Raw genomic sequence first — 21,053 nt, forward strand, 5'->3', positions numbered from 1 at the left:
CACCCCGTCCGCCCCTCCCAGCCCACGCCGCTGGACGGCACTCGTCCTCATAGCCCTGGCCCAGTTCACGGTCATCATGGACACGTCCATCATTGGCGTGGCCCTCCCCGAGATGCAGGTGGACCTGGGCTTCTCCCCCGAGGGCCTGTCCTGGGTCTTCAACGCCTACGTCGTCGCTTTCGGCGGGCTCCTCCTGCTCGGCGGACGGCTCTCCGACCTGTTCGGCGCCAAGCGGGTCTTCGTCGCCGGCTGGTCCGTGATGGCCGCAGGATCCCTGGTCGCCGGCCTCGCCTCCGAGGTCTGGGTCGAACTGACCGGGCGAGCCCTGCAAGGCGTCGGCGCAGCGCTGATCGCCCCGTCCGCCCTCACGCTGCTGATGCTGCTCTTCGGCTCCCGCCCCAAGGAGCTGACCAAGGCGCTGGCCCTTTACGGGGCGGCGGCCCCGGCGGGCGGCACGGCCGGTGTGTTTCTCGGCGGCGTGATCACCGAGTACGCCAGCTGGCCCTGGGTGTTCTACATCAACATTCCGATCGCCCTGATCGTGCTGGCCACCACCCCGGCGGTCATGCCCTCCACCCCCGTCCGCCGCGGCTCCGTCGACTTCGCCGGAGCGGCCACTGTCACCGTGGGACTGGCCACCGCCGTCTACGCCATCGTCCGCGCTCCGGAAACCGGCTGGGGTTCGGCCGAGACCTGGCTCGTCCTGCCGGCAGGCGTGGCGCTGATCGCCGCGTTCGTCGCCATCCAGTCGAAGCGCCGCGAGCCGCTGATGCGGCTGGGCATCTGGCGGGCCCCCGACCTGGCCGGGGCGAACATCGCGCAGTTGCTGATGGCCGCCGCGTGGATCCCCATGTGGTTCTTCCTCAACCTGTACCTCCAGCAGGTGCTGGGGCTGGGAGCGTTCGCCTCGGGCGCGGCCCTGCTGCCCATGACGGTCGCCATCATGATCATGATGATCGTCCTGGCACCCCGTCTGATGGCCCGCTTCGGGAGCAGGCCGCTGATCGTCACCGGCCTGCTGGCCCTCGCGGCAGGCATGCTGTGGCTGTCGTTCGCGCGGGCGGACGGCACCTTCTGGGTCGACGTCCTGCCCGCGTCCCTGCTGGCCGCGGCCGGCATGTCGCTGGCGTTCATCCCCTCCCTCGGCACCGCACTGTCCAGTGCGCGGCCCGAGGAGGGCGGCCTGGCCTCCGGCATCGTCAACACCAGCTACCAGGTCGGCTCCGCACTCGGACTGGCCGCGATGACGGCCGTGTCCGCGGCGTACGGCGCCCGCGAACTCGGCAACCCCGAAGCACTCACCAACGGGTTCTCCGCCGCCTTCACCGGAGCTGCGGCCCTCGCCGCCGTGGGCGCCGTCGCGTCACTGATCACCCTGCGCGGGGCCCTCTCGCAGAATCCCGCCCACAGCGAGAAGCGGCCCGTCTAGGCGGGCGCCGCTCGAACCCGCGGGGGCGGTCCGGCCGGGCCGCCCCCGCGGGTCACCCGGGGGGCATCGGCCGGTGACCGGGTCCACGAGCGCCCGTCGCCTGTCGCGGCCCTGCACCCTTGACCGGACGCGCGAACGAGGAGGAGGCGGACCGCTGCCATGTCTCCCCCTTAGAGCAGACCACCAAGTCCCGCGAAGAGAACAGGCAGCGGTTGACGCACACGGCAGAGCTGACAGAAGCCCCCATCGAAGACGCGAGCAACATCCTGGTCGCGCCTTCGGTGTCGCACGACGACGACACGGTCAGGAGCCCTCAGCGCCGCACGCGCGGCATCCCCAGCCCGATCCACGCGATGATCTCCCGCTGGATCTCGTTGTTGCCGCCGCCGAAGGTGAAGATCACGGCCGACCGGTAGCCGCGTTCCAGTTCGCCGTGGAGCACGGCGCCGGCCGATCCCTCCTTCAGCGCGCCGGCGGAGCCGACGATCTCCATCAGCCAGGCGTAGGCGTCCCGGCGGGCCTCGGAGCCGTAGACCTTGACCGCCGAGGCGTCCTGGGGGGTGAGCGTGCCGTCCTGGAGGGCCGAGACCATCTGCCAGTTGAGCAGTTTCATCGCGTCGAGGCGGGTGTGGGTACGGGCGAGCAGGGCGCGTACCCAGCCGAGGTCGATGACCCGGCGGCCGTCGGCGAGCTTGGTGTCGGCGGCCCAGCGCTGGACGTTGTGCAGGGCCCGGACCGCCATCGTGCCGTGGGCGGCGAGGGTGACGCGTTCGTGGTTGAGCTGGTTGGTGATGAGCCGCCAGCCCTTGTTCTCCTCGCCGACGCGGCGGGACACCGGGACCCGGATGTTCTCGTAGTAGCTCGCGGCCGTGTCGTGCGAGGCGAGGGTGTTGATCAGGGTGCAGGAGTAGCCCGGGTCGCTCGTGGGGACGAGGAGCATGGTGATGCCCTTGTGGGGCGGGGCGTCGGGGTCGGTGCGCACGGCGAGCCAGACCCAGTCGGCGGTGTCACCGTTGGTGGTCCAGATCTTCTGTCCGTCGACGACGTACTCGTCCCCGTCGCGGACGGCGCGGGTCCTGAGAGCGGCGAGGTCGGTGCCGGCGTCCGGTTCGCTGTAGCCGATCGCGAAGTCGATCTCCCCGGCCAGGATGCCGGGCAGGAAGTGGGCCTTCTGCTCGTCGGTGCCGAACTGCATGATCGTGGGCCCGACGGTGTTCAGGGCCATCAGCGGCAGCGGTACGCCGGCCTGGGCGGCCTCGTCGAAGAAGATGAACTGTTCCATCGGGCCGAGTCCCCGGCCGCCGTACTCCTCCGGCCAGCCGACCCCCAGCCAGCCGTCGGTGCCGAGCCTGCGGACGGTGTCGCGGTAGAAGCGCTTCTGGGCGGCGGGCTCCGCGTAGCGGGCGTAGGCGTTGTCGGGCACCAGGGTCGCGAAGTAGGTGCGCAGTTCGGTACGCAGCCGCTGCTGCTCAGGCGTGTATTCGAGGTGCACGGCCCCTCCAGAGTCTCGCTTCGGCGTCGTCCGTGTGCGGCGGCGCACACAGTAGAACGTGTTGCAAGAATCCGGAAGGGCCGGCGGGCGTCCGGCGGACGGAAGGCCCGGCGGTCAGCGTTTGACGGCGCGCAGCACCACGAATTTCGGGTCGCCCGCGACCGTGGTGCAGTTCCCGAAGATCCGGCGCAGGTGGGTGTGGTACGAGAGGTGCCGGTTGCCCACGACCCAGAGCTCGCCGCCCTGCCGCAGGGCGGTCCGCGCCCCGGCGAACATCGTGCGGGCCGTCGCGTCGGTGGTCGCCATGTGCGAGTGGAAGGGCGGGTTGTTCAGCACCAGGTCCACGCTGCCCGGGTCGAGGTCGCCGAGACCGTCGCCGACCAGGAAGTCGGCCTTCGCACCGTCGGGCGCACCGGCCCGGAAGGTCTCCTCGGCGGAGGCGACCGCCCCGTAGGACTCGTCGACGAAGGTGAGGTGCGCGTCGGGGTTGTCGAGGGCGGCGGAGAGCCCGAGGACCCCGTTGCCGCAGCCCAGGTCGACGACCCGGACCGCCCCGGACCGGGTGGGCAGGTGCTTCAGGAAGAAGCGGGTGCCGATGTCGAGGCGCTCCGCGCAGAAGATCCCCGCGTGGTTGACGGCGGTCAGGCCCGCGACCGGGCCCACGTCGGCGGGCAGTTCGTAGCGGTACGGCCACGGGCTCGGCGTACGCGGCAGAGCGGGGTCCGGGGTGCAGAAGATGAGCCGCGCCTTGCGCACCGCGAGAGAGGTGCGGGTCGGGCCGATGATCCGCTCGAAGAGCTTGAGCGTGGAGGTGTGGATCTCCTTGACCATGCCGGTGCCGATGATCACGGTGCCGGAGTGGACGGCGGGGGCGACCCGGTGGAGCTGGTCCTCCAGGAACGCCAGGGACTTGGGCACCCGGACGATCAGGACGTCGATCCGGTCCGGCGGGGTGTCGCGCGAGGACAGCAGCCGGACCGCGTCCTCGTCGATGCCGTTCCTTGCGAGGTTGGCGAGGGTCGCGCGCCGGGCCAGGTAGGAGTCGCTGATCTGGACCGGCCGGTGCGCGGCCAGCGCGGTGGCGAGCGCCCCCCACCGGTCACCCACGACCGCGATCGTCCCCGAGAGGTCGACCGGGCCCGTCTCGGGGTCGGTCAGCTGCCGGAGCAGGTATTCGTCGGCGGCGTCCCACGCACGGAAGGGGTCGCGCGGGTGCTCGGGAAAGCGGGCGAGCTCGAAAGCGCCCTGTGAGGTCGTCAAACGGTTCATATGTCACTCAGGCTAGCCGAGGGAGCCGGGGCGCGCCCCACGCGCTCCCCGGCTCCCCGGCCGCCCCCACCTCGGCGTACGGCTCCGCGCACCCGCCCACCAGGTGTGCCACGGGCCCGCCGGGCCGTCAGGGCAGTTGTTTGTCGATGGCCGACCGCCCCTCGGCGGCCAGCTTGCGCCGTGCCCATTCCAGGGTCTCCGGCGTCAGGTCCCGCCCGGAGGCGAGCACCAGGTCCTCCGCGCTCGGCCGGTCGCTCGCGCCCGTGTGCAGGAGCCGGTCGGGCGTGATGCCCTCGGGCCCGGACACGGCCGCGGATACGGGTTCGGACTCTTCGCTCATGCCGCCTCCTCGTCCTTGCGGCAATTCTCGCCCCCCGCGGACCCGGCCGCATCCGAGGAGCCCGCGCACGCTTACCCGGGAGGGTGAATCAGCCCTTGGGGGGCCCGGGGAGTGGGCAGGAGAGGGAGGTCGTTGCCCCATTCTCCGAGGCGGTGCCCATGCTCCACGGTGTCGATGTCAGTGCCTATCAGCCCTCCTACGACACGGACGGACTCGACTTCGTCATCATCAAGTCCACCGAGGGCCGCACCTATGTCAATCCACGTCTGGACGCGCAGGTGAAGCGTGCCAGGGACGCCGAGTGCGTCGTCGGCTTCTACCACTTCCTGTGGCCGGGGGACGTGGCGGACCAAGTGGACTACTTCCTGAGCAAGACCCCGGAGAAGGCGGGTGATCTGCTCGCGGTCGACTGGGAACAGACCGGCGGCGGGACGCGGGCGAGCAACGCGGACAAGGACCGGTTCATCCGCGCGGTGAAGCGGGAACGGCCCGACCACCGGGTGCTGCTCTACTGCAACCGCTCCTTCTGGCTCGACCACGACACCACCGGCTACGCGGGCGACGGGTTGTGGATCGCCGACTACGGCACCGCGGGCAAGCCCCGCATCAAGGCGGACTGGCGCATCCACCAGTACACCGACGACCCCCTCGACCGGAACGTGGCCGACTTCGGCTCGGTACGCGCCCTGCGCGACTGGGCGGCCGGCTAGCACGTGCGACGCCCCCCGGAGCCTGTCGGCTCCGGGGAAGCTGGGGTGGCCTACCGCCTGGCGCCTCGACGCACATCGGGCGCCACCCGCACGTCCCGCATGGCCGGAATGAGGTCGCGGGCCCATGCGGCCTGGTTAGTGTCGGTCAAAAGCGCGGGACGGAAGGCTGGTTCGCCTGGCAGCCGGACAGAGGACGCGGCCGCCGGCGAGGAGCCACCGGCGTTCGGTCTCCTACGGACAGGGCCCCGGTGCCGACCGATGACACCCCGCGTCCGCGGCCGAGAGACGGAGCTGAGAAATGCCGGCGCCTTCGCCCCGGGGCGACGAGACCGACCTGCACGGGTGCATGATCGGCCTGTTCTGGACAGAACGGGACCGGGTCTGCCTGGGCTCGCCTCCGACCGGGGAGGACCCCGGTGTATTCCTCTTCCCCACCCGGCTCTCGGTCGGTGAAGGCGGCCGGCGACAAGCATGGACCTGGGCCGACGTGACGGACCTTCAGGTCCTGGATGTTCCGGTCCGCTCGTCCGCCGCCCGGTGGGCGACCCGGGTGACGAGCGTCGTCGCCGCGGCGCTGAACGCCTGGGGTCCGGACGGCCCGACGATGATGACCGCCGTGGTGTGCGCCCGGGACGACCAGCGCGTCGAAACGCCGGTCTTCTCCGGTGCGGCCACCGCGTACACCCGACGAGAGGTCGATCTGTCGCTCGGCCTTCTCTCCCACTTCGTGCGGGGCAACGCCACCCCGGCCCTGCTGACACAGTGGTGGCACGAGAATCAGCCGTCCGGCGTCCTGCACTCGCACGAGCGGGAAGCAGTCCTCGAGAGCTGGATGGCGCCCCTGATGTGAGGCCCGCACACGCTGCGGCGCCTCCACACCCCTGAGAACGGCTCGGCGTCGGAGGGCGGAGGCGACAGCCCGCACGCCCCGCGCACCCCGTACGCCCCCGAAGGCCCTGGGCCACCGGGGGCGTACGGGGTTCCGGCGGCGCCCGGCGGACCGATTCTTGACCTGCACATGATAGGTACACAGTGTTCACACGTGGGGCGCGGTGCGTGTGGAAGGCTCCCGCCTGACCACCTACCGCACGGCCGTCACGCGGGCGCCTCCACCCAGGGCTCTCGTCGCGACGCCCGCGTTCCGGAGAGGACACCCCACATGTCCCGTCGTCACTCGTTCTACGCGCGTCCACTGCTCGCCGCGGTGGCAGCCGTCACCGTGCTCGCCGGCACCGCCGCCGCGGCCCCGTCGGACGCCTCGCCCGGCCGGTACACCGCCACCGCGGCGGCGCTCGACGACACCTACTACCAGGACGCGCTCGGCAAGACCGGAGCCGAGCTGAAGTCCGCTCTGCACACGATCATCAGCGACCAGACCAAGCTCTCCTACAGCCAGGTGTGGGACGCCCTCAAGGCCACCGACGAGGACCCCGCCAACTCCTCCAACGTGGTCCTGCTGTACACCGGGCGCTCCCAGTCCAAGAACGACAACGGCGGCAACTCGGGACAGTGGAACCGGGAGCACGTCTGGGCCAAGTCGCACGGTGACTTCGGCACCGCGACGGGCCCGGGCACCGACGTCCACCATCTGCGGCCCACCGACGTCCAGGTCAACTCCACGCGCGGGAACAAGGACTTCGACAACGGCGGGAGCGAACTGGGCGACGCACCGGGCAACTTCACCGACGGCGACTCCTTCGAGCCGCGCGACGCGGTCAAGGGCGACGTCGCCCGCATGATCCTCTACATGGCGGTGCGCTACGAGGGCAACGACTCCTTCGCCGACCTCGAACCCAACGACCAGGTGAACAACGGGTCCGCGCCGAAGATGGGCAAGCTGTCCGTCCTGCAGCAGTGGAGCCAGGAAGACCCGCCGGACACCTTCGAGAAGCGCCGCAACGACGTCATATTCGACCGGTTCCAGCACAACCGGAATCCGTTCATAGACCACCCGGAGTGGGTCGGCGCCATCTGGTAGTCCGGCCCATTCGGCGGTACCGGCTCAGTCCTCCCCGGCCAGGGCCTGCGCGCAGCCTTCGACGGCGCCCTCACGGGTGGCGTAGCGCGGCAGGTCCTGGCCGGTCCGTTCCCGCACGAGGTCGGACGGGCCCAGCAGATCGTTCGGATCGACGACCGCCGCGCGCCGCCCGTCGCCGGCGAGCCGGGCGAGCCCGGTGTGCAGCATCCCCAGGGCCACGGAGTCGACGGACGTGACGTCGTGCAGGTCGAGGACGACCGAACCCCCGTCCGGCCCGGACTCGTCCAGGGCGTACAGCACCCGCTCCGCGGCCGTGAAGTCGATGGACCCCTGGGCGACGACGACGCCGACCTGTTCGTGGAGGACCCGTTCGTGCCCGGCCGAGGGCGCCGAGGGCAGGTCGTCCGCGGTGGTGACGAGGGTGACGGTGGAGCCGGGGAGCGCGGGGTTGAGCATGAGGTGGAGCCCGTAGCGGTCCGACATCGCCTCCAGTGCGGCGTGGCCGCGCACCGATCCGCCGGTGGCGTCCAGCGGCGGGCTGTAGGTCGCCACGCCGAAGCGGGCGGGGCCCACCGCGATGAGGCCGCCGGAGACCCCGCTCTTGGCGGGAAGACCGACGCGCAGCAGCCATTCGCCCGAGCCGTCGTACATCCCGCAGGTCGCCATGACGGCGAGGACCCGGGCGGCGACCTCGGCGGGGACGACCCTCTCGCGGGTCACCGGGTTCACACCGCCGTAGGCGAGGGTCGCGGCCATCGTGGCGAGGTCGACGGCGGTGACGCGGATCGCGCACTGACGGAAGTAGCGGTCGACCGCCAGGACCGGGTCGACGGGCATGGTGCCGGTGGAGCGGATCAGGTACGCCAGCGCCCGGTTGCGGTCCCCGGTCACCGACTCGGAGCTGAACACCTCTTCGTCGACGTCCAGTTCACGCCCGGCGAAGCAGCCGAGGCAGTGCAGGATCCGGTCGAAGGCGGGTTCGTCCGGGGTGTCGGGGATCAGCGCGGTGGTGACGATCGCACCGGCGTTGACCATGGCGTTGGCGGGCCTGCCCGTACCGGGTTCGAGGCTGATGGCGTTGAACGCCTCGCCGCTCGGCTCGGCGCCGACCCAGCGGCTCACCTCGTCCAGGCCGAGCAGGGAGAGCGCGAGGGCGTAGATGAACGGTTTGGAGACCGACTGGAGGGTGAAGGGCACCTCGGCCTCGCCCGCGACGTAGCGGTGTCCGTCCATGCTCACCAGCGCGAGACCGAAGGCGTCCGGGTCGGCGAGGGCCAGCTGGGGGATGTAGTCGGCCGGCTTCCCCTCCTGTACGTCGGCGAACCGGTCGCGCAGGTTCTGGAGGGAGTCGGTCACCACGTCGGCGGCGCTCATGACCCCGCCCCTCAGCCGCGCTCGGCCTGGGCGACCCGGGGGAAGGTCTTCACCCCGGCGGCCTTGCGGCTGTTGGCCTGGGCGGTGACCGTGCGGCCGGGCGGGGCGTTCTCGACGCCGACGACGACGGTGGCCAGGACCTTGTCCTCGGCATCGACGAACTCCACCTTCACGGCGAAGAACGTGGCCTCGTCCGTGGGGTTGGTGACCCGGACGAGCGCACTGCGGACCTCCTCGGACGCGGTGAGCGGCAGTCCGTTGACCGAGACGTCGCCGACGGCGTTGCCCCGGCCCTCGACCTCCTCCAGCCGCTTGGCCGCCTCCTGCCGTACGCGTTCGGACTCGGCGGACACGGAGGCGGCGAAGCTCTGCTGGGTGCGCGGGCTCGGCGCCTTCGAGGGTGATTCCTCCGGCTCGGGCGTGAGGGTGTGGACACCCTGGTCGGTACCTTCACTGCTGGTGTCGGAGTCGCAGGCCGCCGTGGCGGTGAACAGCAGGGCCGCGACGGCGACGGGGGCCAGGGCGCGTACGGCTCGGCGCGCGGGGAGGTTCGCTTTCACGGACGGTCCGTCCAATCCAGGAGAGGAGGTGCGAGTGGGGCGAAGGGCTGTGCGCGGGTCACACCGTCTCGTCGCCGAAGATGTCGCGGAGCTTCGCCTCGCGCTCGGTGTCGAGGTTGCTGTGGAGCAGTTCCGCGCCGTCGCCGGGCAGTTGCGCGCCGATCCGCTCGGGCACCTCGTTCGTGGTCAGCAGGAACAGCGCCGAGGTTCCGGGCGTCACCTTCTCCTTGACCTCGGCGATGAAGTCGTCGTCGATGCCGACGTCCGCGAGCTTCCCGCCGAGCGCCCCGGCCGCCGCCCCGATGGCCGCGCCCAGCAGCGGCATGAGGAAGATCAGGCCGAAGAGCATGCCCCAGAAGGTCCCGCTGAGGGCCCCGGCGCCGACGAGGTTCAGCAGCTGTTTCGTGCGCGGCTTGGCCCGGTCGGCGGGCCAGCTGACCACCGCCGCGTCGAGGATCTTGATCAGCCCTTCCTTCTGAAGGGATTTCAGCGCCTCTTCGACGCTTTCCGCGCCTTCGGCCGTCCGGAACTTCCACACGGTGAGCGTGGACATCGCGCAACCTCCCGCACTCCAAGGGCAACAACTCGCTCATATTAGGATCAAAAGGTATGAATTGACTCGTCGAAGCATCCGCTTCATACGGGAGCGGGTTCTAGCCCTGGGAGGGAACGATGGATACGGACGCCCTGACCGCCGACCTGTTGCGGGAGCTGCGGGCGACCCGGCCCTATCCGGCCCTGTCCCTGACCATGCCGACCCACCGCAAGGCCCCGGACAACGCCCAGGACCCGGTCCGCCTGCGGAACCTGGTGGCGGACGCCGGCCACCGCCTCGAAGCCGATCCACAGGTGAGCCGCGAGGTCCGGGCCGCCCTCGTGCACCAGCTGGAGCGGGCGGCGGCCGAGGTGGACCCACGCGCGGCGATGGACTCCCTGGTGCTCCTCGCCACCACCGACGAGTACTGGATCTGGCAGCTTCCGCGCACCGCACCCGAACGGGTGGTGCTCAGCGACACCTACCTCACCCGTAACCTCGTCGCCGCCAAGGCCCAGACCCGGCCCTTCCGGGCGCTGACCGTCGCCGCCGACCACGCGACGCTGTGGATCGGCACGGCCGACGGCATCCGCCAGGAGGAGGTGGGCGGCTTCCCGCTGACCGCGCCGAAGGAACCGCCGAACCCGCAGCGCGAGGAGCGGATCGGGGACACCCCGAGCACCTTCAGCGACGAGGAGACGCGGAACTTCTTCCGCGATGTCGACGAGAAGCTGCGCACGGTGCTCGCCGACGACCCGCGCCCGCTGTATCTGGTGGGCCTCGCCCCCGCCCTCGCCCTGCTGGACGAGGTCGGCGAGAGTTCCGGGTCCGCCGTCGGCCGGGTCACGAAGGGCGCGCCGGCCGACCTGTCGCCCGCCGAGGTCCTCAAGGAGCTGCGGCCCGCCCTCGACGAGGGCGCTCGCCGGGCGGCGGCGGACGTGGAGACCCGCCTCGACAACGCCCGCAGCGCCCACTCCTTCGCCGGCGGGCTCGACGAGGTGTGGGCCGCCGTCCGTGAGGGCCGGGCGGGACTGGTCGCGGTGGAAGAACACTTCCAGGCAGCCGTCAGGGTGACCGACGAGCACCTGGAGCCGGTGCCCGGGGGAAGCACGCGGAGCGCGGACGGCACGATCCGCGAGGACATCGTCGACGAGCTGGCCGAAGCCGCGCTCGACAGCGGCGCCGATGTGGTCTTCGTCGAGGACGGTTCGCTGGCGGAGCACGGCCGGATCGCGGCGGCGCTGCGCTACTGACCGAAGGCTCCGACAGGGCCCTCCGCCGTCAGCCCAGGCGGCGGACCGGCTGCCCGTCGAGGAAGGCCCTGATGTTCTCCACCGCCTGGCCGTAGTAGGTCTCGTAGTTGGCGCGCGACACATAGCCCAGGTGCGGGGTGGCCAGCAGGCGCGGGGCCGTGCGGAGCGGGTGACCGGCCGGGAGCGGCTCGGTGTCGAACACATCGGTCGCGGCCCCGGCGATCACGCCGGCGTCCAGGGCGGCGAGCAGGGCGTCCGTGTCGACGATGGCCGCCCTGGAGGTGTTGATGAGATACGCGGTCGGGCGCATCATGGCGAGTTCGGCCGCGCCGATCAGGCCCCGGGTCCGGTCGCCGAGCGCCAGGTGGACGGAGACGAAGTCGCTGGAGGCCAGCAGTTCCTCCTTGGAGGCCGCCCGCTCCGCCCCGGCCTCGTCGGTCCGTTCCTTCGTGAGGTTCTGACTCCACGCCAGGACGTCCATGCCGAAGGCCAGGCCCACGCGCGCCACCCGGCCGCCGATCTTTCCGAGCCCCAGCAGTCCCAGCGTCCGCCCGTGCAGATCGGCGCCGAGGGTGGACTGCCAGGGGCCGCCCGAGCGCAGGGCCTCCGCCTCGGGGACGATCCCGCGTGCCAGGCCGAGGAGCAGCGCCCAGGTCAGCTCGACGGGCGGGGTGGAGGAGCTGGCGGTGCCGCAGACGACGACGCCGTGCCGCTTCGCGGCGTCGAGGTCGATGACGGAGTTGCGCATGCCGGAGGCGACGAGCAGCCGCAGCCGGGGCAGCCGGGCGAACAGCTCCGCCGGGAACGGCACCCGCTCGCGCAGGGTGACCACGACGTCGAAGTCGGCGAGGGCCGCGGCCGCTTCGTCCTCGGTGGCGAGGTGTTCGGTGAAGGTCACGACCTCGACGTCGGCGGTCACGGCCGACCAGTCGACGACGGTGGTGGCGACGGACTGGAAGTCCTCGATCACGGCACAGCGCGGCTTCATGGCGGCCTCTCCGGTGGGTCTCGGGTCGCCGCCCATGATCGCTCATCACGGGGTGGCGCGACCCGGGCGGGGTGTCAGGACGCCTCGGGGCCGTACCAGAGCGTGGTGGCGTTGCAGAACTCGCGGATGCCGTGTCCGGCCAGCTCACGGCCGTAACCGGAGCGCTTGATCCCGCCGAAGGGCAGGGCCGGGTGCGAGGCCGTCATCCCGTTGAAGAAGACTCCGCCGGCCTCCAGGTCGCGGGCGCAGCGCTCCTGTTCGCCGGGGTCGCGGGTCCAGACGTTGGAACTGAGGCCGAAGGGGGTGTCGTTGGCCAGGTGGACCGCCTCGTCGAGGTCGGCGACCCGGTAGAGGGTGGCGACCGGGCCGAAGGTCTCCTCGCGGTGGATGCGCATGGCGGTGGTGATGGAGGCGAGCACGGTGGGCTCGTAGAACCAGCCGTTCTCCAGACCGCCGCCGAGCTTGTCGGGACGGCGTCCGCCGCACAGCGCCTCGGCTCCCCGTCCGACGGCGTCGTCGACGAGTTCCTCCAGGTCGGTGCGGCCCTGTTCGGTGGAGAGCGGACCGATGTCGGTGGCCTCCTCCAGCGGGTCGCCGACGGTCAGGGCGCGCATGCCCGCGGTGAACCGCTCGGCGAACGCGTCGTAGACGTCGGCGTGCACGATGAAGCGCTTGGCGGCGATGCAGGACTGGCCGTTGTTCTGGACGCGGGCTGTGACGGCGGTGGCGGCGGCCTTCGCCACGTCGGCGGACGGCAGGACGACGTACGGATCGCTGCCGCCCAGCTCCAGCACGGTCTTCTTCACCTCGTCGCCCGCGGTGGCCGCGACGGCGCGCCCCGCCGGTTCGCTGCCGGTGAGGGTAGCCGCGACGACGCGCGGGTCGCGCAGGACCGCCTCGACGGCGCCCGATCCGATCAGGAGCGTACGGAAGCAGCCGGCGGGGAAGCCGGCGCGGTGGAAGAGGTCCTCCAGATAGAGGGCGGTCTGGGGCACGTTCGACGCGTGCTTGAGAAGTCCGACGTTGCCCGCCATCAGCGCGGGGGCGGCGAAGCGCACCACCTGCCAGAGCGGGAAGTTCCACGGCATGACGGCGAGGACCACGCCGAGGGGGCGGTAGCGGACCAGTGCGTGGGAGGCGCCGGAGTCCCTCACGTCGCCCGGGTCCGGGTGTTCGTCGGCGAGCAGCCCTTCGGCTCGGTCGGCGTACCAGCGCATCGCCTTCGCGCACTTGGCCGCCTCCGCGCGGGCCGCCGTGACGGGCTTGCCCATCTCGACGGTCATCGTGCGGGCGATGGTGTCGCGGTCCTCGTCGAGGAGGTCGGCGGCCCGGTTCAGCCAGCCGGCCCGCTGCTCGAAGGGGGTGGTGCGGTACTGGTGGAAGGTCTCCGCGGCGGCGGCGATCCTGCGTTCGGTCTCCTCATCGCCGAGGGCGTCGAAGGACCTGATCAGTTCGCCGTTCGCGGGGTTGACCGTCGCGATGGGCATGGCAGTGGCCTCCTTGCATCGGTACTCCGACCGTGCCGCGCCGCACCGGTCCGCGCAACGCGGCCCTCCCCTCCCCCGCACCTACCCGGCCGGCGCGGATCATGCGTGCCGGGGCAGCGCGTTCCGCGTCGGCCGGGTGAGGGCCGCTCCTCCGGGCGGTTACACGAGCGCCGCCCGGGGGACGTGGCGGGCGGTGCGGACGCCGGGCAGCGGGGCGTACGGGAGCAGACCCGCGGGCCGCGGTGCCTCGGCGTAGCGGGTGAACCAGACCACTTTGCCGTCCGTGGTCCGGCAGGTGCCCCAGCTGTCGCTCAGGGCCATGACCCGGCTCAGCCCGCCGCCGGCCGGCAGCAGCCGGGGCATCCGGGCACTGTTGTCCGCGACGGACACGGTCACGTGCCGCCCGGTCCAGCGGAGTTCGAGGACGCAGGTGTTGCCGTCGCCGACATGCCGGTGGACGTTGGTCAGGAGCTCGTCCAGGGCCCGGCACACCGGCCGGACGTGCAGGTCGAGACTCCAGTGACGCAGGTGTGCGGCGACGATCCGCCGCACCTGGGAAACGCGCTCTGCCGACACCTGCAGTTCGACCGAGTAGTGCCGGTCGAGTGGAACGGTCATCGTCGAGGCTCCTCACCACGAGGCCCACGTGCTTCACCCCGTCGTACTTCACCCCGTCGTACGAACGACCCCCGAACACGAAGCGTGAGCACAGATCACTTCTGGGTCACTCATCAGGGTGCGTCGAGCAGGCCGGACACGCAACAGCTGGGCCGTCCGTGCTGGTGGGGGCGGTGTCGGGTAGCGGGGCGGTCAGAGCAGGTAGGGCAGCAGGGTGTCCGGGGTGAGGGGCAGTTCGCGCAGCCGGGCGCCGGTGGCGTGGCGGACCGCGTTTCCGATGGCGGCGGCGGTGCCGACGATCCCGATCTCGCCGATGCCCTTGCTGCCCATCGGATTGAGGTGGCGGTCGTCCTCCTCGATCCAGTGCGCCTGGATGTCGGCCGTGTCGGCGCAGACGGGCACGTGGTAGGCGGCGAGGTCCTTGGCGGTGAAGTCGCCGAAGTCCGGGTCGATGCCGCAGCCCTCGGTGAGGGCCATGCCGATGCCCATCACCATGCCGCCGGTGAACTGGGAGCGCGCGGTGCGCTCGTTGAGGATCCGCCCGGCGGCGTACACGCCGAGGAGGCGGCGGACGCGCACCTCGCCCGTGACGGCGTCGACGGCCGTCTCGGCGAAGTGCGCCCCGAAGGCGTGCCGGGCGTACGGGGACTCCTCGCCGGTCTCCCGTTCGGTGTCGGCGGTGGTGGTGATCCCGGCGGCCGGCAGGGGACCCGGGTGCTCCGCGAGGCGGGCGGCAAGGTCGGTCGACGCCTTGTGCACGGCCCAGCCCCAGGAGGCGGTGCCGGAGGAGCCGCCGGCCAGCGGGGCGGCGGGCAGATCGGTGGAGCCGATGTCGACGCGTACGTCCGCCGGGGCGACGCCGAGCGCGTCGGCGGCGATCTGGGCCAGGACGGTGCGGGCCCCGGTGCCGATGTCGGTGGCGTTGACCTGGACGCGCAGGCCGCCGTCCGGCGCGGCGTGGGCGGTCGCGGTGGACCCGGAGACGAGGACGGGGTACGTCGCCGAGGCCACGCCCGTACCGATGAGCCAGCGGCCTTCCTGGCGGGCGGCGGGCCGGGGGTCGCGGTCGTGCCAGCCGAACCGGGCCGCACCGTCGCGCAGACAGGCGGCGAGGCCGCGGCTGCTGAAGGGGCGGTCGCTGTCCGGTTCGGTGTCCGGTTCGTTGCGCAGCCGCAGCTCCACGGGGTCCAGGCCGAGCGCGGAGGCCAGTTCGTCCATGGCGGACTCCAGGGCGTACATCCCGGAGGCCTCCCCCGGGGCGCGCATCCAGGAGGGGCTGGGGACGTCGAGAGCGGTCACCCGGTGCGCGGTCCGGCTGTGCGGCGAGGCGTACATGACGCGGGCGGGCACGGCGGCCTGCTCGACGAACTCCTTCACGGTGGAGGTCTGGGTGACGACCTCGTGGCTGACCGCGGTGAGCACCCCGTCCAGGTCCGCGCCGAGCCGGACCCGCTGGATCGTGGGGGCCCGGTGGCCGACGATCTCCGCCAGCTGGGACCGGGGGAACACCAGCTTCACGGGCCGCCCGGTGTACCGGGCGGCCATCGCCGCCAGGACCGCCTGGGGGCGGGTGGTGCCCTTCGAGCCGAAGCCTCCGCCGACGTGCTCGGAGACCACGGTGATCCGGTCCGGGTCCAGGCCGAACGCCCGGGCCAGGCTCTCGCGGACCTTGGTGGAGCCCTGGCTGGAGTCGTGGACGGTGAGGTGCCCGTCGGCCCACACGGCGGTGGCGGCGTGCGGTTCCATGGGGTGGTTGTGCAGTGCGCCCGTCCGGTACGTCGCGTCGATCTGGACGGGCGCCCCGGCCAGGGCGCGTTCCACGTCGCCGCGGACCCGGACGGCGGGATGGCCGCCGTTGGCCTCCTCGGGCGTGTAGAGACCGGGGTGGTCGTCGGTGAGGACCACGTCGTGCTCGTCGCGCGCGTACTCGACATGGAGCTCCCCGGCCCCTGTCCTGGCGGCCTCCAGGGACTCCGCGATGACGAGGGCGATCGGCCAGCCGTGGTGCGGGACCCGGTCGTCCTGGAGCACGGCGAGGATCGGGTCGTCGGGCTCCTGGAGCGCGGGCGCGTTGTCGTGGGTGAGGACGGTGTGGACGCCGGGTACGGCGAGGGCGTCGACGGCCCGTACGGCGGTGACGCGTCCGGCCGCGACGGTGGCCGGGACGGTCCAGGCGTACAGGCAGCCGGCGGGCGCGCGGTCGGCCGCGTAGCGGGCAGTACCGGTGACCTTGTCCCGGGCCTCTCTGCGGACGACGGGCGCACCGGGGAACTGCGGAGCTCGGGTGGTCATGGCGGTGGGTCCTCGGGGGTCGGTGGTGCGGGCGGACGGTGGGCGCGTGGGCAAGGGCCCCGGACGGTTCAGCCGGTCCGGGCGGGCTGCCGCTCGGTGAGTTCGCCGAACACGTCGAGGGCGAGCCGGCGGGCGAGATCCACCTTGAACGCGTTGTCGCGCAGCGGCCGCGCCTCGGCCAGTTCGGCGATCAGGGCGTGCTGGAACACCGCGGGGGTGGCCGGAGCGCCGCGCAGCTCGGCCTCCGCCCTGCGGGCCCGCCACGGCCGGTGGGCGACGCCGCCGAACGCGAGCGTGGCGTGCTCCACGCGGCCGGCGTCGACCCGGAGCGTGGCGGCGACGGAGACGAGCGCGAAGGCGAAACTGGCGCGGTCGCGTGCCTTGCCGTAGCGGGAGGCCGCCCCGGGCACCGGCGGCGGGAGCACCACCTCGGTGATCAGCTCGCCGGGCCTGATCACGGTGTCCTGGTCGGGGTTCTCCCCCGGCAGGCGGTGGAACTCGGTGAGGGGGACGGCCCGTTCGCCCTCGGGCCCCAGGAGCACCACGGTCGCGTCCAGCGCGGCGAGGGCGACGGCCATGTCGGACGGGTTGGTGGCCACGCACTCCGGCGAGTGCCCGAGGATCGCGAGGTCGCGGTGGGTGCCCTCGCGGGCGGGGCAACCGGAGCCGGGGAGCCGTTTGTTGCAGGGCTTGGAGACGTCCTGGAAGTAGCGGCACCGGGTGCGCTGGAGCAGGTTGCCGCCGGTGGTGGCGGAGTTGCGGAGCTGGCCGGAGGCGCCGGCCAGCAGCGCCTGGGACAGCACGGGGTAGCTCTCCGTCACGTCGGGGTGGGCGGCGAGGTCGCTGTTGCGCACGGTGGCACCGATGCTCAGGCCGCCGTCGGCCGTCCGGGTCACCCGGTCCAGCGGCAGCCCGGCGACATCGATCAGGACCCGGGGCGTCTCCACGCCGAGTTTCATCAGGTCCACCAGATTGGTGCCGCCGCCGAGGAAGCGGGCGCCGGCGCCTTCCGCGCAGAGCCGGACGGCCTCGGCGGTGGAGGCGGGGCGCACATAGCCGAACGGTTTCACTCGATCACGTCCTCGATGGCTTCGACGATCCGGGGGTAGGCCCCGCACCGGCACAGGTTGCCGCTCATCCGTTCCCGGATCTCATCGGCGTCGAGCGCGACGGGTCCGGCCGGTCCGGTGGCGGTGTCCGGTTCCGTGACGTGCGAGGGGTGGCCGTCCGCGGCCTCGCGGAGCATGCCCACGGCCGAGCAGATCTGGCCCGGGGTGCAGAAGCCGCACTGGAGGGCGTCCCGCTCGACGAACGCCCGCTGCACCGGGTGCAGGCTCTCGCCGTCCGCGAGTCCTTCCACGGTGGTGATCGCGGCGCCGTCCTGGGCGACGGCGAGCAGCAGGCAGCTGTTGACCCGCCGCCCGTCGACGAGGACCGTGCAGGCCCCGCACTGGCCGTGGTCGCAGCCCTTCTTGGCCCCGGTGAGGCCGAAGCTCTCCCGCAGCGTCTCCAGGACCGTGGTGCGGTGGTCGATGGTCAGCGTCGTCGGGGCTCCGTTGACGTGGAGGGTCACGGTGGAGTGTTCGTCGACGACCTGTTCCGGTTCGAGGTCGGCCCCCAGGGCGAGGGAATCCATGCGTGCGCCTTTCGCTTCACCGCGGGGCCGGTTCGCCCCGGTCGGGTTCTCGTCCGGGCCGTCAGCGGTTCTCCAGCCGCAGCCTGACCTCCTGCTCCTGGTCGCCGGCGGCCGTGCCGACGACGCTCACCGCGAAGGCGCCGGTGAGGTGGGTACGCAGCCGGTCAACGGCCCGGTAGCCGCCCTGGGCGTCCACCGTGACCGGTTCGGTGAGGCGGGCGGGGGTGGCGGCCGCCCTCGGTTCCGACACGTCCACGGTGGTGACCCACACGGTCGGGCGGGGACCCGAGGCCGACGTGGGGGTCTCGCCCATCGGGTGGTCGGACGCGAAGGCGGTGGCGAGCACGTCGAACACGGTCCGCGCGTCCTGTGTGTCGCAGCGGCTGAGCGAGACCACCACCTCCCGGCCCGCCGGATGCTCCTCGCCGCTCTGCTCGGGGGTGCTGTTCACCGTGATTCCTTCCACTGGAGTGCCGGCCTTCGGGACCACTCCAGGCTGACCCCGCATCCGGCCGACGGCGACACGGGAAGCGTCCGAAAGAGGACTTGAGCTCCCGGAGGGTGGGCAGGAGGGCGGTCCTGGCCCACGGTCTTGAAACACGTTTCCCCCGAGATACCCATAAAACATGAATTGCTGTGAATAGCTGACTGATGCCCTTCTCCCGGGGTATGCGCATCACATGGATGTTCTGAATGCAGTCAATGCGGTCGAGGTGTCGGCCGAGGTCCCGCTCGCGGCGAGCGCGGGGGCCCTCGGGGTCGTCATGCCCATCGTGGCGCTGGCCGTCGTCGCCCTGCTTATCGGCGGCTTCATCCTCAGCAAGCGCAAGCACGACGCCGAGCCGCCGCCGCCCCAGCCCCATGAGCAGCCGCGGCAGCCGGAAGGGCGCACCCACATCGACCAGCACGACCCGCACGCCTCCGACCGGTTCCCCGCGGACGGCCACGCCCTGTCCCCGTATGAGCTGAAGGACCACGGCAACGGTCCGCTGCCGCCCGACGAGGAGCAGCAGCGCGGCTGAGCGGGGGCGTCGGCCGGGCCCGCGTTGCGGGACCGGGCGGGCCGGTCGAGGCTGGTTGCTGGACCGCAGCGGCCGGGCAGGACGCCGCTCCCCGAAGAAGGCAGTGGACGATGACCGGAAGCGATCCCCGTACGGCCTCCTCGCCGGCACCGTTGACGGGGCCGGCCGCACCGTGCTGGGTCACCCTCATGGCCCGGAACCGGGAGACCGCCGAGCGGTTCTACGGGCAGGTCCTGGGCTGGTCGTTCCGCCCCGGTCGGCTCGGGGCCGACTTCTCCGTGGCCTACCGCGGTGAGATCCCGGTGGCCGGCGTCTTCGCCGTCTCCTCGGCGTACCAGGTCGCGGTGGCCTGGACGCCGTACTTCGCGGTGGAGGACGCGAACGTGGCCGCCGCCCGGATCCGCGAGCGCAGCGGGACCGTGGCGGTGGGGCCGCTGACGCTCGGCAAGGGGCGCGGGGTGCTGGCGTCGGACCGGGACGGAGCCTCCTTCGGCCTCTGGGAGCGCACCGAGGCCTCCGCCTCGCCGCCGGCCCCGGCCGACCACGCGCACGCCTGGCTGCGGCTGCGGACCCGTAACGCCTTCGACGCGGCGATCTTCTACGGCGAGGTGCTCGACTGGGCGAGCGGGCGGCCGGGATGCTGCGATGTCGCGTACGAGGGCGACGAGGTCATCGTGCGGTGCGAGGGGCATCCGCTGGCCCGGATCAGCTCCGGGGCGGTGGAGGCGGCTGTCGACCCGCTGGTGCGCCCGCACTGGCAGGTCCAGTTCCCGGTGGTGGATCTGGCGGCGACGGTCTCCGCGGCCGGGCGGCACGGCGGCGCCCTCGTCGAGGAGCGCACCGGCTTCGGGGGCACCGAGGTCACCCTGCGGGATCCGGACGGCGCGCTCTTCGCGGTGACCGATGTGCGCAGCCCGGCCTGACCCGCTTCAGGTGGTGTCGCTCCCCCGCTGGGACGACTCGACCTCGTCCGCGTCGCCTTCCCCGTCGTCGGTCTCCCGTCGGCCGGAGCGCCCCCGGGCCAGGGCCCATACCGGGAAGACGAACCAGCAGGCGACGAACCAGAGGGCCATGGCACCGACGAGCCACAGGGCCAGCTGGTTGTGCAGGGCGACGCGCAGGATCAGCAGGAGCACCGAGCACATCGTGCAGAACAGCAGCACGAGGCCGAGCACGGTCATCCGGGAGGCCCAGATGACCGTCTCGGGCTTCATCCGGCGGCCGGTGAGGAGCCGGTGGTACGACACGGGGCCGATGAGCGCCGCCGCAGTCGCCGAGCCGAGCATCACGGTGACGACGTAGATGTTCCGGTCGGTGTCGCTCAGGTCCTCGAAGCGCGACTGGAAGACCACCGCGAGCAGGAAACCGAAGAGGATCTGCACCCCGGTCTGGGCGACGCGCAGTTCCTGGAGCAGTTCGGACCACTGCCGGTCCGCCCGTTCCTCCTGGGTCTCCTGACGGCCTCTGCTGGATGTCACGTGGCCTCCCCTTCCCTTCAGGGCCCCGGCGGGGACGGCGGTGTGCCGGTGGCCGGATCTCACAGGTTCCCCACGGGCACGGGCCCAACCCCGTGGACCGGTGTGTGCGGCCCGCCTATGATCACGGCAGGGCATCGCGCGTCGGTCACCGGCCGGGTGAGGCGTGGAGGTAGCCCGTGAGATGCCCGTTGGAGGCATTCCACCGTGTCAGTCGAGTTGAACCACACCATCGTCCATTGCCGGGACAACCGCGAGTCCGCCGAATTCCTGGCGGACCTGCTGGGCCTGACGGTCGGAGAAGAGTGGGGTCCGTTCGTTCCGGTCGTTCTCGCGAACAGCGTCACGCTGGATTTCGCGACGATTCCCGCCGCTTCGATCACCCCGCAGCACTACGCCTTCCTCATTTCGGAGGCGGAGTTCGACACCGCGTTCGCGAGGATCCAGGCTCTGGGGATCGATTTCTTCGCCGATCCCCATCAGAAGATTCCCGGCGAGATCAACCACAACGACGGCGGACGGGGCGTGTACTTCCCCGATCCGAACGGTCATGGCATGGAGTTGATCACCCGCCCGTACGGCGGCTGATCACCTT

At 72.0% G+C, this 21,053-nt stretch carries 22 protein-coding genes; 8 read left to right on the top strand and 14 right to left on the bottom strand.

Translation table 11 applies throughout. The annotated features are described in order from the left end of the window. Positions 1-1,429, top strand: a 1,429-nt coding sequence (locus HET64_RS00395) for an MFS transporter (protein WP_251144569.1), incomplete at its 5' end; no start/stop codon positions are given. A gap of 313 nt (positions 1,430-1,742) precedes the next feature. On the opposite strand, the gene HET64_RS00400 is transcribed toward HET64_RS00395, so the two are convergent. The 3 genes from HET64_RS00400 to HET64_RS00410 all read right to left on the bottom strand — a co-directional run bounded on the left by HET64_RS00400 (position 1,743) and on the right by HET64_RS00410 (position 4,530). Continuing rightward, positions 1,743-2,921, bottom strand: coding sequence for an acyl-CoA dehydrogenase family protein (locus HET64_RS00400; RefSeq protein ID WP_215100959.1), 1,179 nt, complete (start codon positions 2,919-2,921; stop codon positions 1,743-1,745). A 114-nt stretch (positions 2,922-3,035) separates the two neighbouring features. After that, the gene (locus HET64_RS00405) at positions 3,036-4,190 is read right to left on the bottom strand and encodes a methyltransferase (protein WP_215100961.1); all 1,155 of its coding nucleotides are present in this window, start codon (positions 4,188-4,190) and stop codon (positions 3,036-3,038) included. A 127-nt stretch (positions 4,191-4,317) separates the two neighbouring features. Next, positions 4,318-4,530: a hypothetical protein gene (locus HET64_RS00410; protein WP_215100963.1), complete on the bottom strand. Its 213-nt coding sequence runs from the start codon at positions 4,528-4,530 to the stop codon at positions 4,318-4,320. Between the two features lie 158 nt (positions 4,531-4,688). Here HET64_RS00410 and HET64_RS00415 point away from each other — a divergent pair, with 158 nt between their 5' ends. The 3 genes from HET64_RS00415 to HET64_RS00425 all read left to right on the top strand — a co-directional run bounded on the left by HET64_RS00415 (position 4,689) and on the right by HET64_RS00425 (position 7,218). Further along, entirely contained in the window at positions 4,689-5,240 is a 552-nt protein-coding gene (locus tag HET64_RS00415) for a GH25 family lysozyme (RefSeq protein ID WP_215100965.1), read from the top strand. Positions 5,241-5,538: 298 nt separating this feature from the next. Next, positions 5,539-6,090: a hypothetical protein gene (locus tag HET64_RS00420; RefSeq protein ID WP_215100967.1), complete on the top strand. Its 552-nt coding sequence runs from the start codon at positions 5,539-5,541 to the stop codon at positions 6,088-6,090. A gap of 309 nt (positions 6,091-6,399) precedes the next feature. Then, complete coding sequence (locus tag HET64_RS00425; RefSeq protein WP_215100969.1) at positions 6,400-7,218, top strand: endonuclease I family protein; 819 nt, start codon at positions 6,400-6,402, stop codon at positions 7,216-7,218. A gap of 24 nt (positions 7,219-7,242) precedes the next feature. Here HET64_RS00425 and glsA read toward each other — a convergent pair whose 3' ends face one another. The 3 genes from glsA to HET64_RS00440 are packed head-to-tail and all read right to left on the bottom strand — an operon-like array spanning position 7,243 to position 9,705. Then, positions 7,243-8,592: a glutaminase A gene (glsA, locus tag HET64_RS00430; RefSeq protein WP_215100971.1), complete on the bottom strand. Its 1,350-nt coding sequence runs from the start codon at positions 8,590-8,592 to the stop codon at positions 7,243-7,245. 11 nt (positions 8,593-8,603) lie between these two features. Next, positions 8,604-9,152, bottom strand: coding sequence for a hypothetical protein (locus tag HET64_RS00435; RefSeq protein WP_215100973.1), 549 nt, complete (start codon positions 9,150-9,152; stop codon positions 8,604-8,606). A gap of 58 nt (positions 9,153-9,210) precedes the next feature. Continuing rightward, positions 9,211-9,705, bottom strand: coding sequence for a DUF1269 domain-containing protein (locus HET64_RS00440; RefSeq protein ID WP_215100975.1), 495 nt, complete (start codon positions 9,703-9,705; stop codon positions 9,211-9,213). Between the two features lie 119 nt (positions 9,706-9,824). Between HET64_RS00440 and HET64_RS00445 the strand changes: the two genes are divergently transcribed. Continuing rightward, positions 9,825-10,940 carry a chemotaxis protein gene (locus HET64_RS00445; RefSeq protein WP_215100977.1) on the top strand — a complete coding sequence of 372 codons (1,116 nt, stop codon included), beginning with the start codon at positions 9,825-9,827 and terminating at the stop codon, positions 10,938-10,940. 28 nt (positions 10,941-10,968) lie between these two features. On the opposite strand, the gene HET64_RS00450 is transcribed toward HET64_RS00445, so the two are convergent. The 7 genes from HET64_RS00450 to HET64_RS00480 all read right to left on the bottom strand — a co-directional run bounded on the left by HET64_RS00450 (position 10,969) and on the right by HET64_RS00480 (position 18,412). Beyond that, positions 10,969-11,928, bottom strand: a complete 960-nt coding sequence (locus HET64_RS00450; protein WP_215101113.1) for a D-2-hydroxyacid dehydrogenase family protein — start codon at positions 11,926-11,928, stop codon at positions 10,969-10,971. A gap of 74 nt (positions 11,929-12,002) precedes the next feature. After that, the gene (locus tag HET64_RS00455) at positions 12,003-13,415 is read right to left on the bottom strand and encodes an NADP-dependent succinic semialdehyde dehydrogenase (RefSeq protein ID WP_215100979.1); all 1,413 of its coding nucleotides are present in this window, start codon (positions 13,413-13,415) and stop codon (positions 12,003-12,005) included. Between the two features lie 159 nt (positions 13,416-13,574). After that, positions 13,575-14,033 (bottom strand): ATP-binding protein, encoded by a 459-nt coding sequence (locus HET64_RS00460; RefSeq protein ID WP_215100981.1) that lies wholly within the window; start codon positions 14,031-14,033, stop codon positions 13,575-13,577. A 192-nt stretch (positions 14,034-14,225) separates the two neighbouring features. Further along, positions 14,226-16,325, bottom strand: a complete 2,100-nt coding sequence (locus HET64_RS00465; RefSeq protein WP_215100983.1) for a xanthine dehydrogenase family protein molybdopterin-binding subunit — start codon at positions 16,323-16,325, stop codon at positions 14,226-14,228. Between the two features lie 68 nt (positions 16,326-16,393). Continuing rightward, positions 16,394-17,395 (bottom strand): xanthine dehydrogenase family protein subunit M, encoded by a 1,002-nt coding sequence (locus tag HET64_RS00470; RefSeq protein ID WP_215100985.1) that lies wholly within the window; start codon positions 17,393-17,395, stop codon positions 16,394-16,396. Then, the gene (locus HET64_RS00475; protein WP_215100987.1) at positions 17,392-17,961 is read right to left on the bottom strand and encodes a 2Fe-2S iron-sulfur cluster-binding protein; all 570 of its coding nucleotides are present in this window, start codon (positions 17,959-17,961) and stop codon (positions 17,392-17,394) included. Before HET64_RS00475 ends, HET64_RS00470 begins: the two co-directional genes overlap by 4 nt. A gap of 61 nt (positions 17,962-18,022) precedes the next feature. Further along, the gene (locus HET64_RS00480) at positions 18,023-18,412 is read right to left on the bottom strand and encodes a hypothetical protein (protein WP_215100989.1); all 390 of its coding nucleotides are present in this window, start codon (positions 18,410-18,412) and stop codon (positions 18,023-18,025) included. Between the two features lie 229 nt (positions 18,413-18,641). On the opposite strand from HET64_RS00480, the gene HET64_RS00485 reads away from it, so the two are divergent. Together HET64_RS00485 and HET64_RS00490 are read left to right on the top strand one after the other, a co-directional pair. Beyond that, complete coding sequence (locus HET64_RS00485) at positions 18,642-18,983, top strand: DUF6479 family protein (RefSeq protein WP_215100991.1); 342 nt, start codon at positions 18,642-18,644, stop codon at positions 18,981-18,983. Between the two features lie 110 nt (positions 18,984-19,093). Then, positions 19,094-19,906 (top strand): VOC family protein, encoded by an 813-nt coding sequence (locus tag HET64_RS00490; RefSeq protein WP_215100993.1) that lies wholly within the window; start codon positions 19,094-19,096, stop codon positions 19,904-19,906. Positions 19,907-19,912: 6 nt separating this feature from the next. Here HET64_RS00490 and HET64_RS00495 read toward each other — a convergent pair whose 3' ends face one another. Next, positions 19,913-20,461 (bottom strand): DUF6328 family protein, encoded by a 549-nt coding sequence (locus HET64_RS00495; RefSeq protein ID WP_215100995.1) that lies wholly within the window; start codon positions 20,459-20,461, stop codon positions 19,913-19,915. Positions 20,462-20,665: 204 nt separating this feature from the next. Here HET64_RS00495 and HET64_RS00500 point away from each other — a divergent pair, with 204 nt between their 5' ends. Beyond that, positions 20,666-21,046 carry a VOC family protein gene (locus tag HET64_RS00500; RefSeq protein WP_215100996.1) on the top strand — a complete coding sequence of 127 codons (381 nt, stop codon included), beginning with the start codon at positions 20,666-20,668 and terminating at the stop codon, positions 21,044-21,046. Positions 21,047-21,053: the final 7 nt, after the last annotated feature.

Origin of the sequence: Streptomyces sp. McG3, from assembly GCF_018619185.1 — a bacterium.
Classification (GTDB): domain Bacteria; phylum Actinomycetota; class Actinomycetes; order Streptomycetales; family Streptomycetaceae; genus Streptomyces.

Bases quoted from the DNA above. Each gene is read 5' to 3' on its own strand.
- HET64_RS00405 (WP_215100961.1), bottom strand. From the start codon at position 4,190: ATGAACCGTTTGACGACCTCACAGGGCGCTTTCGAGCTCGCCCGCTTT.
- HET64_RS00410 (WP_215100963.1), bottom strand. From the start codon at position 4,530: ATGAGCGAAGAGTCCGAACCCGTATCCGCGGCCGTGTCCGGGCCCGAG.
- HET64_RS00415 (WP_215100965.1), top strand. From the start codon at position 4,689: ATGCTCCACGGTGTCGATGTCAGTGCCTATCAGCCCTCCTACGACACG.
- HET64_RS00420 (WP_215100967.1), top strand. From the start codon at position 5,539: ATGCCGGCGCCTTCGCCCCGGGGCGACGAGACCGACCTGCACGGGTGC.
- HET64_RS00425 (WP_215100969.1), top strand. From the start codon at position 6,400: ATGTCCCGTCGTCACTCGTTCTACGCGCGTCCACTGCTCGCCGCGGTG.
- glsA (WP_215100971.1), bottom strand. From the start codon at position 8,592: ATGAGCGCCGCCGACGTGGTGACCGACTCCCTCCAGAACCTGCGCGAC.
- HET64_RS00440 (WP_215100975.1), bottom strand. From the start codon at position 9,705: ATGTCCACGCTCACCGTGTGGAAGTTCCGGACGGCCGAAGGCGCGGAA.
- HET64_RS00445 (WP_215100977.1), top strand. From the start codon at position 9,825: ATGGATACGGACGCCCTGACCGCCGACCTGTTGCGGGAGCTGCGGGCG.
- HET64_RS00450 (WP_215101113.1), bottom strand. From the start codon at position 11,928: ATGAAGCCGCGCTGTGCCGTGATCGAGGACTTCCAGTCCGTCGCCACC.
- HET64_RS00455 (WP_215100979.1), bottom strand. From the start codon at position 13,415: ATGCCCATCGCGACGGTCAACCCCGCGAACGGCGAACTGATCAGGTCC.
- HET64_RS00460 (WP_215100981.1), bottom strand. From the start codon at position 14,033: ATGACCGTTCCACTCGACCGGCACTACTCGGTCGAACTGCAGGTGTCG.
- HET64_RS00465 (WP_215100983.1), bottom strand. From the start codon at position 16,325: ATGACCACCCGAGCTCCGCAGTTCCCCGGTGCGCCCGTCGTCCGCAGA.
- HET64_RS00475 (WP_215100987.1), bottom strand. From the start codon at position 17,961: ATGGATTCCCTCGCCCTGGGGGCCGACCTCGAACCGGAACAGGTCGTC.
- HET64_RS00485 (WP_215100991.1), top strand. From the start codon at position 18,642: ATGGATGTTCTGAATGCAGTCAATGCGGTCGAGGTGTCGGCCGAGGTC.
- HET64_RS00490 (WP_215100993.1), top strand. From the start codon at position 19,094: ATGACCGGAAGCGATCCCCGTACGGCCTCCTCGCCGGCACCGTTGACG.